Consider the following 13,172-nt stretch of genomic DNA (forward strand, 5'->3'; position numbering starts at 1 on the left):
CCGGAACGGCCTCCTGTACCCTAAAACGAGGTCATTATGTCTATCAATAATAAACAGTGGCTCGGCTTACCCCTGAACCTGCTCTGGGGATACATCGCCATTGCCGTATTCATGACCGGCGACGGTTTTGAACTGGCATTTCTCTCGCATTACATCAAAGAGCTCGGCTTCTCTCCGGCGCAGGCTTCATTTGCCTTTACCCTCTACGGCCTGGCCGCGGCGCTGTCGGCGTGGATCTCCGGCGTGGTGGCGGAAATTATTACCCCGCTGAAAACCATGATGATTGGCTTCGTGCTGTGGTGCGTGTTCCACGTGCTGTTTCTCGTCTTCGGCCTCGGCCATGCGAACTATGCGCTGATCCTCGTTTTTTACGGTATTCGCGGCTTCGCGTATCCGCTGTTCCTCTACTCGTTTATCGTGGCCATTATCCACAACGTGAAAAGCGATAACGCCAGCTCGGCGATCGGCTGGTTCTGGGCGGTTTACTCGATCGGCATCGGCGTTTTCGGCAGCTATATTCCGAGCTTTACCATTCCGCATATCGGCGAGCTGGGGACGCTATGGCTGGCGCTGGCTTTTTGCGTCACCGGCGGCATCATCGCGCTGGCTTCCCTGCGCCATATTCAAACGCCGCGCCATATGCAGAACCTGACCACCCGCGAGAAGTTTTCCGAGCTGGGGCGCGCGGCGACGCTGCTCTATACCAACCGCAATATTCTGCTGTCGAGCATGGTGCGGATTATCAATACCCTCTCGCTGTTCGGCTTTGCAGTGATTATGCCGATGATGTTTGTCGATGAGCTGGGCTTTACCACCTCCGAGTGGCTGCAGGTGTGGGCGGTGTTCTTCTTCACCACCATTTTCTCTAACGTGCTGTGGGGCATTCTCGGGGAAAAACTGGGCTGGATGAAGGTGGTGCGCTGGTTTGGCTGCATCGGTATGGCGCTCTCCAGCCTGGCGTTTTACTACATTCCGCAGCATTTCGGACATAACTTCGCGATGGCGATGATTCCGGCCATTGCCCTCGGGATCTTTGTCGCCGCGTTCGTACCGCTGGCGGCGGTCTTCCCGGCGCTGGAGCCGAAGCACAAAGGGGCGGCCATTTCGGTTTACAACCTGTCGGCGGGGATGTCGAACTTTCTCGCGCCGGCCATTGCGGTGATTTTGCTGCCGTTCTTCAGCACTATCGGGGTGGTGATCGCCTATACCGCGCTGTACGTGGCGGCCTTTTTCCTCTGCGCGTTTATTCGCGTCGAGCAGCCGGGTTTTACCCGCAAGGAAGCGCCGGCCGGCGAGCAGGTGGAGTTCTCTTAAGGTAATGCGGCTGGCATGCCCGGCATGCCAGCCTTAACGAGGTGGATGATGAGTATTCAGGCAGTAATTTTTGACATGGATGGCGTCATTATTGATTCCGAATCCCTGTGGCGACGGGCGCAAATCGAAGCCCTCGCCCGCTGGGGGGCAACGGCGAGCGATGAGGAGTGCGAAAGGCTGACCAAAGGTAAACGCCTCGACGACATTGCCCGCACCTGGTGTCAGTATTGCCAGCTTGACCTCGCCCCGCAGCGGCTTGAAGAGGCCATACTGCAGCGTATCACCGGCCTGATCGCCGCCGAAGGCGAGGCGATGCGCGGGGTGCATGAGGCGTTACGCTATTTTCGCCACGCGGGCTATAAGATTGCGCTCGCCACGTCTTCATCCCGGCAGGTTATCTCCGCGGTGCTGAACAAGCTCTCGCTCTGGCACTATTTTGACGTTATCTCCAGCGCGGATGATGAAGCGCAGGGCAAGCCGCATCCGGCGGTGTATCTGACGACGTTGCGTAAGCTCAATCTCGACGCCAGCCGGTGCCTGGTGATTGAAGATAGTTTCAACGGCTTTAGCGCGGCCCGGGCCGCAGGGATCGCCACGGTGATTATTGCCGAAGATAGCCAGCATGCGCGCTTCCAGGCCGCCGCTGGCCGCTATCAGGCTTTACCTGAGCTGCTGGAAACCCTCACCGCAGCGGCGGAAGCGGTCGAATAACTGACTCTTTCGTGGGCGCAGAACATCTCGGGATGTACCCGGTCGGTCACTCTCTTTTCTGCGCTCACGCCCCCTTTTTCACCATGACGATCCTTCTCACATATCGCCCATCTTTTGTGAAAACAGTCACGTCCTGTTGTGCCAATGCCCAAATTTATTGCCTTGCTTAGCGGTGTTTGTCCGAGGCACTGCTACGTAATTGTGCTTAGATTAGATATTGAAACGTTTTTTCAATAATGTGAAACCACTTTACCGATTTACCTCTATAGATCGGATTTGGCCGTGATAAGGACCGAGCATGAAAATTGAATCTGTAAATGTCACCGTTTTCCAGTATCCCACGCGTCGGGTTTCCGACAGCGCCGGGCACTCCCATCCGGGAGCGGAAAGCATGGCGAAAATGGCGATGCTGACCATTACCGCCGATGATGGCACCCGGGGTTTTTCGTTTGCACCGCCGGAAGTGGTACGCCCGTTCGTGGTGAACACCTTTTTTCGCAAGGTGATGGTGGGGCAGGACCCGTTTAACCGCGAGCGTATCTGGCAGGATCTTAACCACTGGCAGCGCGGCAGCGCCCATCAGCTGACCGAGCGCGCGCTGTCGTTTGTTGAACAGGCGCTGTGGGACCTGATTGGCCGCAAGCTTAATATGCCGGTGTACAAACTGCTCGGCGGCTATCGCGATACCGTCCCCGCCTACGGCAGCACCATGTGCGGCGACGATCTGCCGGGCGGTCTGTCGACCCCGGAGGAGTATGCCGCCTTTGCCGAAAAGCTGGTCGCCCGCGGCTATAAGGCCATCAAGCTGCACACCTGGATGCCGCCGATCGCTTTTGCGCCCAATCCGAAGATGGACATTAAAGCCTGCGCGGCGGTGCGCGAAGCGGTAGGGCCGGATATCGACCTGATGATTGACGGCTATCACTGGTACAGCCGCGCCGAGGCGCTGTGGATTGGCAAAGAACTGGAAAAACTCAACTTCGCCTGGTTTGAAGAGCCGATGGAGGAGGATTCGATGTCCTCCTACGCGTGGCTGGCGGAAAACCTGTCGATTCCCATCGTCGGACCGGAGAGCTTCGGCGGCAAGCACCATATGCGCGCCGAGTGGGTGAAAGCCGGAGCCTGCGACATCCTGCGCGCCGGGGCCAACGGCGTGGGCGGCATTACCCCCACCATGAAGGTGGCGGCGCTGGCGGAATCCTTCGGTATGGACTGCGAAGTCCACGGCAACGGCGCGGCAAGCCTGGCGGTGGTCGGCGCGATCCGCAACTGCCGCTGGTACGAGCGCGGACTGCTGCATCCATTCCTCGACTACGATGAGCCGGCGGCCTATCTCAACAGCATTGTCGATCCTATGGATGACCAGGGCTTTGTGCATTTGTCCCAGCGTCCGGGTCTCGGCGAAGACATTAATTTTGCCTGGATCGAAGCCAATACCGTTAGCCACGACTGATGAATAACTAAAAAAACAGGCGCGTGCTGAGTCGCGACGCCTGAGTACCCTACAGGCGATAGATATGAAAAAAAACTCCTTACTGGCAGCGTGCTTACTCGCGCTCGCCGTGTCGATGGGGAGCGGGGCGGCGTTGGCGAAAACGCCGCCGGATCAGCTCATCATCGGCATGAATATGAATAACCTGCTCACCCTTGACCCGGCGGCGATGACCGGGAACGAAGTGGTGGGGATCGTGGTTAACCTCTACGACTCGCTGGTGGAGCTTGATCCTGAGCAGCTCACCAACGTCAGGCCCGCGCTGGCGAAATCCTGGGACATCAGCCCGGACGGTAAAACCCTGACCTTTCATCTGCGCGACGACGTGAAGTTTCACTCCGGCAACCCGCTGACCGCCGCCGACGTGGTGTGGTCGATGCGGCGTATTTTGCATCTCAACCTCGCGCAGGCCTCGGTGTGGAAGTCTTACGGCTTTAGTAAGAAAAATATCGACGGCCAGGTCAGCGCGCCGGACAGCTTCACGGTGCAGATCGTGCTGCCGAAAGATAACGACCCGCAGCTGGTTATCTACTCGCTGGCGGCGCTGGGCAACCTCGGGGTGCTGGACAGCAAAACGGTGCAAAGCCGCCAGCAGGATAATGACTGGGGCAACCGCTGGCTGACCACCCATGAAGCCGGTTCCGGGCCGTTCACGCTGGAAACCTGGCAGGCAAAAGATGTGCTGCGCATGAAGCGCAATCCTGACTACTGGCGCGGCGAGGCGAAAATGAGCCGCGTGGTGCTGCGCCATTTCCAGGAGTCGCAAACCCTGCGCCTGATGATCGAAAAAGGCGACCTCGATATTGCCAACAATATGGCGGTTTCCGACATCAACGCCCTGCGCGGCGACCCTCAGCTGACCGTCGACGCGGTGCAGCGCGGCACCATGTACTACGTGGCGATGAGCATGAAAGAGGCGCACTTCGCTAACCCGAAAGTGCGCGAAGCGGTGCGCTATCTGATTGATTATCAGGGCATCAATAAAGCGCTGATGCCGGGCTACGGGGTGCTGCATCAGCGGCCGATTAAGGCGGGTATGCCGTCAACGCTGCCCGATCCTGGCTACAGGCTGGACGTGGCGCGGGCGAAAAAGCTGCTGGCGGAAGCGGGCTATCCCAACGGGTTTGATACCACGCTGCGGGTGCTCGCGGATCAGCCGTTTCTCAATATCGCCATCGCCGTGCAGTCGACGCTGATGCAGGCGGGGATTAACGCCAAAATCATCACCGGCACCGGTAACCAGATTTATGGCGCGATGCGCGAGCGTAAATTTGACCTGCTGGTGGGGCGCGGCGGCAGCGGCATGGAGCCGCACCCGCACTCCAGCCTGCGCGCGCTGGTCTATAACCCGGATAACAGCGATGAGGCGCGCCTGACCAACTTCCAGGGCTGGCGCACCGGCTTTTACGACCCGCAGCTCAATTCGATGATTGACCACGCCCTGCTGGAACGCGATGCGCAAAAGCAGGTCGCCGATTACCAGGCCATTCAGGCGCGCTACGACCAGCTGATCCCGGCGTTAATTCCGCTTTCGCAGATGGTCGATTCGGTGGTGGTGCGCAACGAGGTGCGGGAGTATCAGCCGCACCCCTCCGCCACCACTTTTCTGCGTGACGTCTACAAAATCCGCGAAGGAGAGAAAGGATGAGCACCGCAATCCTTGCGCCCGGCTCACGCGGCCGGCGCTTATCAAAACGGCTGCTGCAGGTGGTGATTACCCTGTTCGGCCTGCTGCTGCTGACCTTCACCATCGGCCGCGTTATGCCCATCGACCCGGTGCTGGCGATTGTCGGCCCGGACGCTGATCAGAGTACCTATCAGCAGGTTTACCAGCAGCTGGGGTTTGATAAATCGCTGACCACCCAGTTTGGGATCTATTTCGTCAACCTGCTGCACGGCGATCTGGGCAACGCGCTGCTGACCGGGAAACCGGTGGTGGACGATATTATCCGCGTCTTCCCGGCCACCATGGAGCTGGCGACGATGGCGATTCTCGTCGGCGCCGGGCTGGGCATCCCGCTTGGCGTGCTGGCGGCGGCGCGACGCAACAGTATTTCCGACTATGTGGTGCGCATTATCAGCCTGGCGGGCTACTCAACGCCGATCTTCTGGGTGGGGATGATGGGGCTGCTGCTGTTCTACGCCTGGCTTGGCTGGGTGGGCGGCGCCGGTCGGGTAGACCTCGGGCTGGACGGTATCGTGCCGCGGCGTACCGGTCTGATGACCGTCGATGCGCTGCTGGCGGGCAACGGGCAGGTGTTCTGGAACGCGATTAACCACCTGATTCTCCCCGCCTCGCTGCTCGGCTTTCACTCGCTGGCCTACATCAGCCGCATGACCCGCAGCTTTATGCTGGCCCAGCTGTCGCAGGAGTTCATTATTACCGCACGGGTGAAGGGGCTGACCGAGCGTCAGGTCATCTGGAACCACGCGTTTCGCAATATCCTCGTACAGCTGCTGACGGTGGTGGCGCTGGCCTACGGCGCGCTGCTGGAAGGCGCGGTACTGATTGAAACCGTCTTCTCCTGGCCGGGCTTTGGCTCCTATCTCACCGGCAGCCTGCTGTTGGGCGATATGAATGCGGTGATGGGCTGCGTGCTGCTGGTGGGGGTGATCTTCGTGATGCTCAACCTGCTCTCCGACATGCTGTATCAATTCTTTGACCCGAGGACAAAATCATGACCGTTTCTCTGGATTCGCCGCTTTCCGACGGCACGGGTGAAGGCCGCCAGCGGCTGCGGCGCGCGGCGTCGCGGACGGCCGGGTTTATCGGCAAAATGGCGCGCAACCCGCTAACGGCGATCGGCGGCGGAATTATCTTTCTGCTGCTGGTGGTGGCGATTTTCGCGCCGCTGATTGCGCCTTATAACCCGCTGGTGCAGGACCTGAACAGCGCGCTGGTCGCGCCGAACGCGCAGCACTGGTTCGGCACCGATGAGTTTGGCCGGGATATCTTTAGCCGCCTGGTGTACGGCTCGCGCATCACGCTTTACATCGTGCTGCTGGTCTCGGTGACCGTCGGTCCGCTCGGGCTGCTGCTCGGCGTCAGCGCCGGCTATTTCGGCGGCAAAGTCGATATGGTGCTGATGCGCGTTACCGATATTTTCATCTCCTTCCCGAGTCTGGTTCTGGCGCTGGCGTTCGTCGCCGCCTTAGGTCCGGGGCTGGAGCACGTGGTTATCGCCATCACGCTTACCGCCTGGCCGCCGATTGCCCGTCTGGCGCGCGCCGAAACCCTCTCTCTGCGCCAGGCCGATTTTATCTCCGCCGTACGTCTGCAGGGCGCGTCATCGGCCCGCGTCCTCTGGCGACATATCGTGCCGCTGTGTCTGCCGTCGGTGATTATCCGCATCACCATGAATATGGCGGGGATCATTCTGACCGCGGCCGGTCTGGGCTTTCTCGGCCTCGGCGCCCAGCCGCCGGAGCCGGAGTGGGGGGCGATGATCTCCAGCGGGCGCACTTATATGATGGAGTGCTGGTGGGTGGTTACGATTCCGGGGCTGGCGATTCTGATCAACAGCTTAGCGTTCAACTTTTTAGGAGATGGCCTACGTGACATCCTCGATCCTCGCAGCGAGTAATGCTCCGCTGCTCGACGTACGCGATCTGTGCGTCGACTTTGTTAACGGCAGCGCGGTGACCCATGCAGTGCGCGGCGTCTCCTTCCAGCTGGGGCGCGAAAAGCTGGCAATTGTCGGCGAGTCCGGTTCGGGTAAGTCCACCGTTGGGCGCGCGCTGCTGCAGCTGCATCCGAAAAAAGCCCGCGTCACCGCCGCCCGGATGCAGTTTGCCGACCTCGACCTGCGGCATCTTAGCGAAGCGCAGATGCGCGGCGTACGCGGTAAGCGTATCTCCATGATTATGCAGGACCCGAAATATTCGCTCAATCCGGTGGTCTGCGTCGGCAAGCAAATCGCCGAGGCCTGGCTTACCCATCATCCGGGGCGTAAAGATGAGGCCAAAGCAAAGGCGCTGGAGATGCTGGAGGTGGTGCGTATTCGCCAGCCGGAGCGCGTTTATCAGCTTTATCCGCATGAAATATCCGGCGGGCAGGGGCAGCGCATCATGATCGCCATGATGCTGATTACCGACCCGGAGCTGGTGATCGCCGATGAACCCACTTCCGCGCTGGACGTGTCGGTGCGCCTGCAGGTGCTGGGCCTGCTGGATGACCTGGTTCAGTCGCGCGGGCTGGGGCTGATTTTTATTAGCCACGATATCAACCTGGTGCGCAGCTTCTGCGACCGCGTGCTGGTGATGTACGCCGGACGGGTGGTGGAGTCCATCGCCGCTAGGGATCTCGATAACGCCCGCCATCCCTATACTCAGGGATTGATTAACTCGCTGCCGGATATGCAGCATCGTCGCCCGATACTGCCGGTGCTGCAGCGTCAGGCCAGCTGGTTAACGGAATAAGGAGCGGATGATGATTGAAGTTCAACATCTCAACCTCGCGTTCGGCGAAGGGGAGAAGCGCAATCAGGTGCTGTATGACGTCAGTTTCCACGTTAAGCCCGGCGAGATCTACGGTCTGGTGGGCGAGTCCGGCTCCGGTAAAACCACGGTGCTGAAGTGTCTGGCGGGGCTGTTTACCCACTGGCAGGGGGAGCTGGCAATCGATGGTCAGCGTTTAGGCCACGAGATTAACCGCGAGCGCTGCCGGCAGGTGCAGATGGTTTTTCAGGATCCGTACGGTTCGCTGCATCCTCGTCACACCATTGGCGACATCCTCGAAGAGCCGTTACAGATTCATCGCATTCGCGATCGCGACCGGCGGATCAATGCGCTGCTGGACAAAGTGGGCCTCAATCGCGCCTTTCGCGAACGCTATCCGCACCAGCTCTCCGGCGGCCAGCGGCAGCGCGTGGCGATTGCCAGAGCGCTGATCCTTGAGCCACGTGTGCTGCTGTTGGATGAGCCGACATCGGCCCTGGATGTGTCGGTGCAGGCCGAGATCCTCAACCTGCTGGCGGAGCTGCAGCAGGAGGCGAAGCTCACTTACCTGATGGTGACCCACGATCTGGGCGTTATTGCCCACTTATGCCAGAAAGTAGCGGTGATGCAGTATGGCAAGATCCTCGAAACTTTGACGGTGGACGCGCTGGTCAACGGCGAAGCGCAAACGGCCTATACGCAGATGCTGGTTAACGCCAGCCAGCAATATACGCGCGAAATGGCGCGGGCGGTGGCTGCCTATTAGGCAATATGGCGCATTCTCTACCGGAGTGTGCGCCATTTTTTAGATAAAAGATTGAAATTATATGTATTTATAGTTATAAATATCGTATATTAATGTAAAAGTGGTGTTTAGATCTAAAATGATTATATCTTTCGTATAAATGAAATTTCGTGAAACTATAATTTATATTTATGGTTTTTAATGACATAAACGACCATTTTCTGTTTAAAGTGCAAAATCATCCCTTCTGTAAATTCGCTTAAACCTTGTTAATAGCAAGGAAAAACTGCGTATTGTGCCTCCAGATCCGCTGAGTAATAGAGTAAACTCGCTTGCGAAAAATCTTAAGCTGTCATCTCCGTCATGGAGGATTATCGTATTTAAAATACGGTACCCATGCCGCTCATCCACATGATTACCACGCTCAGGGAACAGGATGGAAAAATATACGATTAATGGAATAGTGGAATTTACTCCGCAACGTAGCGTTTTAATACTCATTGCTGACGAGACGAAAGCGGTATCATTAAATATGCCGGCCAGCCGCTGCCTGTTGCTGCTTATTCAGCAGGATGGCAAAAACGTAGCCCGTGAAACCTTTTTCGAGGAAGTGTGGATAAAGCATGGTGCCCAGGTGACCAGCAACGGTTTCTATCAGAATATTTCCCTGCTGCGCCGCGCATTTAAGGAACTGGGCGTCGAGGAAGATATTATTATTACGGTGCCGAGAGTGGGCGTCAGGCTGGAGGCGACATTAACGATGACGGAATTTCAGCCGGACGAGGCGGAAAAGACGCCGGTCGCGGAGGAACAACGCCCGCACGTTGACGAGCCTGGGCATAAGGAGGTCGCTGCTGCGAGTGTGCCGGGAAAAAAGCGGTTAAGGCCGCGAAGCTCTCTTCTGTGGGGGCTTGCGGCGCTGCTGAGCTGTCTGGTGGGCGGTTTTGTTGCGTGGTACACAGAATTCGACTCTTATTTGCAAAGTTATGTGCCCATTAATGCTAAATTTTCGCAACAATGTCATTTTTTTGCCAATAATGATGTGGTAGATCACGTTCGGCATACGACTTTTATCAATCGTAGCAAATTTGATTGTGAAAAATATTCGTGGATTTATTTGACGCTTTATCCTGGGGGAGCCCGCGTTTCGGTGATTAGCTGTCAGCAAAAATTTAGTCAATGGCGTGATAATCAATGCCTCACCAAATATTACATTAAGGAGGTAGTCAATGCGCCGGCGTGAAATTAACTGGTTAATCACTATCGTATTTATCGGCATATTAACTGGGGTAGCAATAAAATCCTGGCAATACTGGCAGCGCAACCATTTTCAGTGTAGCGGGGAGCTGCGGCTATTTAGCGCAGGTTACCAGGGCGATATTTCGTTACGCTATGTATTTGATAGCAGCCGCGGGCTGGTGATTGTTCGCGGGGAAATTACGCCGCCGCAGGGCGAGTCGTTTACTATTAATCAGAACATCTGGTTTAGCTTTACCCGCGACGGCCGGCACTACTTCCTGCGTTCAGAAACCGTCTCGGCCAGCATCGGCGAGACCGAGCAGGAGGAGCACATAAAGCGCATCCTGCCCTCGTTTTTCCTGCAGCCGCAGGTGCCGTTTTACCTGAACATCCAGCGGCTTAACGAGCGTACCCGGCTGCTGTATACCAGCCGGGCGCCGTCTTTACTTTGCGAAGCCTGATTAGCGTAACAGCGGGCAGTCGGGCGGCAGTCGGCAGCGCAGCGCGGCCGGTAAGAGCTCCATCCGGAAGGTTTTACCGGTTAGCGGTTCGCCGTCGAGGTTAAACGTCATCTCATGGGGAGCGGTTATCTCAAACCACGATGAGACGCCGTCGATAATATTCGGTGAGTTTTCCGGATTGGCGAGGGTGCTGAACAGCGTAGGGATCAGCTCTTCGCCGGTGAAGATGCGCAGGTGCAGCAGGCCGTCGTTAATTAACGCTTCCGGGCACAGCTGCTGGCCGCCTCCGGCCTGGCGTCCGTTGCCGATGCCGATGACCAGCGCATCGCCGTGCCAGTGAAAGTTCTCGCCGCGGATTTCGCAGCGGTCCGGTTTGAGCGCGTCCATACGCATCAGGCCGTGGATTAAATAAGAGACGCCGCCGAGCGCGGCCTTGAGTTTCTCCGGGGTTTCGGTCGTGATTCGGGTGCCAAAGCCGCCGGTGGCCATATTAATAAAACCGGTCTTATCATTAACCCGCGCAATATCTATCGCCACGTCGCGGCCAACAATGGCCAGCTTCAGGGCGCTGGCCAATTCCTGGGGGATACCGACGCTGGTAGCGAAGTCGTTCGCCGTGCCCAGCGGTAAAATTCCCAGCGCCATATCGCCGTCGCGCTCGACCAGCGCCGTCGCCACCTCATTGATGGTGCCATCGCCGCCGCCGGCAATCACCGTTTCGACATTCAGCTTCAGGGCCTCATCGATAAACCGAGCGGCATCGCCTTTTTCCCAGGTCACGCGGACGTGAATATCAATTCCTTCGTCGCGTAACAATTTAACCGCCTCTCGTAGCGACGGTTCATTGGCGCCTTTGCCATTCAGAATCAGTAAGCTGGCTGGAAACGTGGACATTATCAGGGGACCTTTGTTGCTCAGTAATGCATAAAGTGTACCGCATGAAGAAAGGGAAGGAGGGGGAGAGATAAAAAAATAAGCCCGCGTAAGGGAGATTACGCAGGCTAAGGAGGTGGTTCCTGGTACAGCTAGCATTTATGGGTTATGTTTTTCAGCGAAATGGATGATATCTGCTTTGAACGCAACGGTATGTGATCCGTTTCTAATATCTTTACATCGTGAAAAAATAACCCCGATTAACTAGTTTCCGTGTGGCTTTCTGGTCGTCTGACCCGCAAAATTGCGCATCAGCAGCGCATACTGCAGCGCCATATCTTCCGGAACGGGCAGCCATACCGTGTGGCCATCGCCTGGCGCGACCGGCATGATTTCGCCTTTGCCGTTTTCCATATGCTCAAGGGTAAAGTTGACGTTGCCCTGCGGGGTCATTAGCTCCAGGCTGTCACCGACGGAAAATTTGTTTTTCACCGCCACCGCGGCCAGCTGGCCTTTGCGCTCGCCGGTAAATTCGCCGACGAACTGCTGGCGTTCGGACACGGAGTAGCCGTGCTCGTAGTTCTGGTAGTCATCGTGGGTATGGCGGCGCAGAAAGCCTTCGGTATAGCCACGGTGAGCGAGGTTTTCCAGAGTATCCAGCAGGCTGGCGTCGAACGGTTTGCCTGCGGCAGCGTCGTCAATGGCCTTGCGGTAGACCTGAGCGGTACGGGCGCAGTAGTAATGTGATTTGGTGCGGCCTTCGATTTTCAGCGAGTGGACGCCCATCTGGGTCAGGCGCTCAACGTGGGCAATCGCGCGCAGATCTTTCGAGTTCATGATGTAGGTGCCGTGTTCATCTTCGAACGCGGTCATATATTCGCCCGGACGCTTGGCTTCTTCAATCATAAACACCTGGTCCGTGGGCGCGCCGATGCCCAGCGTCGGCTCGACGTTCTGCACCGGGATCGGTTCGTGCTTGTGAACGATATTGCCGACGTCGTCTTCTTTGCCTTCCTGAACGTTGTACTCCCAGCGGCAGGCGTTGGTGCAGGTGCCCTGGTTGGGATCGCGTTTGTTGATATAGCCCGAGAGCAGGCAGCGGCCAGAGTAGGCCATGCACAGCGCGCCGTGAACGAAGATTTCAATTTCCATCTCCGGCACCTGGCTGCGAATTTCGGCGATCTCATCCAGCGACAGCTCGCGGGAGAGAATCACGCGGGTCAGCCCCATTTGCTGCCAGAACTTGACCGTCGCCCAGTTGACGGCGTTAGCCTGTACCGAGAGGTGAATATCCATGTCGGGGAAATTCTCGCGCACCAGCATAATTAACCCCGGATCGGACATGATCAGCGCATCCGGCCCCATTTCCACTACCGGCTTCAGATCGCGAATAAACGTTTTCAGCTTGGCGTTATGCGGCGCGATATTGACTACCACATAGAACTTTTTACCCAACGCGTGGGCTTCGTTGATGCCGAGCTGCAGATTTTCGTGATTGAATTCGTTATTACGCACGCGCAGCGAGTAGCGCGGTTGGCCCGCATACACGGCGTCTGCGCCATAAGCGAAAGCGTAACGCATATTTTTCAGCGTTCCCGCCGGGGAAAGGAGTTCCGGTTTAAACATGATTTTCTCGTTCTGATGACAGGTCAGATTCGCCGCACCCGGTGCGGCGAGTTGGGGAGTGCCCCCACATTAAGGGCGGGCATTGTAGCGCCGTGGGGGAGGGGAGTAAATATCAGCCGGGTATCTTTGGCGATCAGCGGGCGGCAAATCTTTACAGGGCATGAATCGCGCGGCCGCTCTCTGCTGGTTTCAGCCGCTGCTTTTCCCCGGAGGCGGCGCTTGACGCGCCTGTCCGGGCTACCCGGCCCGCGGACGGCGGTGAACCTGTAAGCGC

Annotated in this window: 12 protein-coding genes; 10 read left to right on the forward strand and 2 right to left on the reverse strand. The window is 57.5% G+C overall.

Going from position 1 to position 13,172, the window contains the following annotated elements; all coding sequences use genetic code 11:
• Nucleotides 1-36 precede the first annotated feature (36 nt).
• From dalT to ACE3MN_RS08655, 10 genes are all read left to right on the forward strand, one after another.
• The gene (gene dalT / locus ACE3MN_RS08610; RefSeq protein WP_004138639.1) at nt 37-1,314 is read left to right on the forward strand and encodes a D-arabinitol transporter; all 1,278 of its coding nucleotides are present in this window, start codon (nt 37-39) and stop codon (nt 1,312-1,314) included.
• Nucleotides 1,315-1,362: 48 nt separating this feature from the next.
• Nucleotides 1,363-2,025 carry an HAD family hydrolase gene (locus tag ACE3MN_RS08615; RefSeq protein WP_049087591.1) on the forward strand — a complete coding sequence of 221 codons (663 nt, stop codon included), beginning with the start codon at nt 1,363-1,365 and terminating at the stop codon, nt 2,023-2,025.
• A gap of 298 nt (nt 2,026-2,323) precedes the next feature.
• On the forward strand, nt 2,324-3,478 hold the full coding sequence (locus ACE3MN_RS08620; protein ID WP_024359170.1) for a mandelate racemase family protein: 1,155 nt from the start codon (nt 2,324-2,326) through the stop codon (nt 3,476-3,478).
• 64 nt (nt 3,479-3,542) lie between these two features.
• Nucleotides 3,543-5,165 (forward strand): ABC transporter substrate-binding protein, encoded by a 1,623-nt coding sequence (locus ACE3MN_RS08625; RefSeq protein WP_201160415.1) that lies wholly within the window; start codon nt 3,543-3,545, stop codon nt 5,163-5,165.
• Complete coding sequence (locus ACE3MN_RS08630) at nt 5,162-6,199, forward strand: ABC transporter permease (protein WP_004138648.1); 1,038 nt, start codon at nt 5,162-5,164, stop codon at nt 6,197-6,199. The genes ACE3MN_RS08625 and ACE3MN_RS08630 overlap by 4 nt, the downstream gene beginning before the upstream one ends.
• Nucleotides 6,196-7,101, forward strand: coding sequence for an ABC transporter permease (locus ACE3MN_RS08635; protein ID WP_004138649.1), 906 nt, complete (start codon nt 6,196-6,198; stop codon nt 7,099-7,101). The genes ACE3MN_RS08630 and ACE3MN_RS08635 overlap by 4 nt, the downstream gene beginning before the upstream one ends.
• The gene (locus ACE3MN_RS08640) at nt 7,073-7,936 is read left to right on the forward strand and encodes an ABC transporter ATP-binding protein (RefSeq protein WP_032710982.1); all 864 of its coding nucleotides are present in this window, start codon (nt 7,073-7,075) and stop codon (nt 7,934-7,936) included. The genes ACE3MN_RS08635 and ACE3MN_RS08640 overlap by 29 nt, the downstream gene beginning before the upstream one ends.
• Nucleotides 7,937-7,946: 10 nt before the next feature.
• Nucleotides 7,947-8,720, forward strand: a complete 774-nt coding sequence (locus tag ACE3MN_RS08645) for an ABC transporter ATP-binding protein (RefSeq protein ID WP_024359167.1) — start codon at nt 7,947-7,949, stop codon at nt 8,718-8,720.
• A gap of 415 nt (nt 8,721-9,135) precedes the next feature.
• Nucleotides 9,136-9,942 carry a winged helix-turn-helix domain-containing protein gene (locus ACE3MN_RS08650; RefSeq protein WP_024359166.1) on the forward strand — a complete coding sequence of 269 codons (807 nt, stop codon included), beginning with the start codon at nt 9,136-9,138 and terminating at the stop codon, nt 9,940-9,942.
• Complete coding sequence (locus ACE3MN_RS08655) at nt 9,929-10,399, forward strand: hypothetical protein (protein ID WP_024359165.1); 471 nt, start codon at nt 9,929-9,931, stop codon at nt 10,397-10,399. The genes ACE3MN_RS08650 and ACE3MN_RS08655 overlap by 14 nt, the downstream gene beginning before the upstream one ends.
• On the opposite strand, the gene yegS is transcribed toward ACE3MN_RS08655, so the two are convergent.
• Nucleotides 10,400-11,293 carry a lipid kinase YegS gene (gene yegS, locus ACE3MN_RS08660; RefSeq protein WP_004138656.1) on the reverse strand — a complete coding sequence of 298 codons (894 nt, stop codon included), beginning with the start codon at nt 11,291-11,293 and terminating at the stop codon, nt 10,400-10,402.
• Between the two features lie 243 nt (nt 11,294-11,536).
• Nucleotides 11,537-12,898: a tRNA 5-hydroxyuridine modification protein YegQ gene (yegQ, locus tag ACE3MN_RS08665; RefSeq protein ID WP_375364344.1), complete on the reverse strand. Its 1,362-nt coding sequence runs from the start codon at nt 12,896-12,898 to the stop codon at nt 11,537-11,539.
• Nucleotides 12,899-13,172 lie beyond the last annotated feature (274 nt).

It is taken from the genome of Klebsiella grimontii (assembly GCF_042137965.1).
GTDB lineage: Bacteria > Pseudomonadota > Gammaproteobacteria > Enterobacterales > Enterobacteriaceae > Klebsiella > Klebsiella grimontii.

What these genes read in the sequence shown, in the direction of transcription:
- dalT (WP_004138639.1), top strand. Translation starts at nt 37, where the DNA reads ATGTCTATCAATAATAAACAGTGGCTCGGCTTACCCCTGAACCTGCTC.
- ACE3MN_RS08615 (WP_049087591.1), top strand. Translation starts at nt 1,363, where the DNA reads ATGAGTATTCAGGCAGTAATTTTTGACATGGATGGCGTCATTATTGAT.
- ACE3MN_RS08620 (WP_024359170.1), top strand. Translation starts at nt 2,324, where the DNA reads ATGAAAATTGAATCTGTAAATGTCACCGTTTTCCAGTATCCCACGCGT.
- ACE3MN_RS08625 (WP_201160415.1), top strand. Translation starts at nt 3,543, where the DNA reads ATGAAAAAAAACTCCTTACTGGCAGCGTGCTTACTCGCGCTCGCCGTG.
- ACE3MN_RS08630 (WP_004138648.1), top strand. Translation starts at nt 5,162, where the DNA reads ATGAGCACCGCAATCCTTGCGCCCGGCTCACGCGGCCGGCGCTTATCA.
- ACE3MN_RS08635 (WP_004138649.1), top strand. Translation starts at nt 6,196, where the DNA reads ATGACCGTTTCTCTGGATTCGCCGCTTTCCGACGGCACGGGTGAAGGC.
- ACE3MN_RS08645 (WP_024359167.1), top strand. Translation starts at nt 7,947, where the DNA reads ATGATTGAAGTTCAACATCTCAACCTCGCGTTCGGCGAAGGGGAGAAG.
- ACE3MN_RS08650 (WP_024359166.1), top strand. Translation starts at nt 9,136, where the DNA reads ATGGAAAAATATACGATTAATGGAATAGTGGAATTTACTCCGCAACGT.
- ACE3MN_RS08655 (WP_024359165.1), top strand. Translation starts at nt 9,929, where the DNA reads ATGCGCCGGCGTGAAATTAACTGGTTAATCACTATCGTATTTATCGGC.
- yegS (WP_004138656.1), bottom strand. Translation starts at nt 11,293, where the DNA reads ATGTCCACGTTTCCAGCCAGCTTACTGATTCTGAATGGCAAAGGCGCC.
- yegQ (WP_375364344.1), bottom strand. Translation starts at nt 12,898, where the DNA reads ATGTTTAAACCGGAACTCCTTTCCCCGGCGGGAACGCTGAAAAATATG.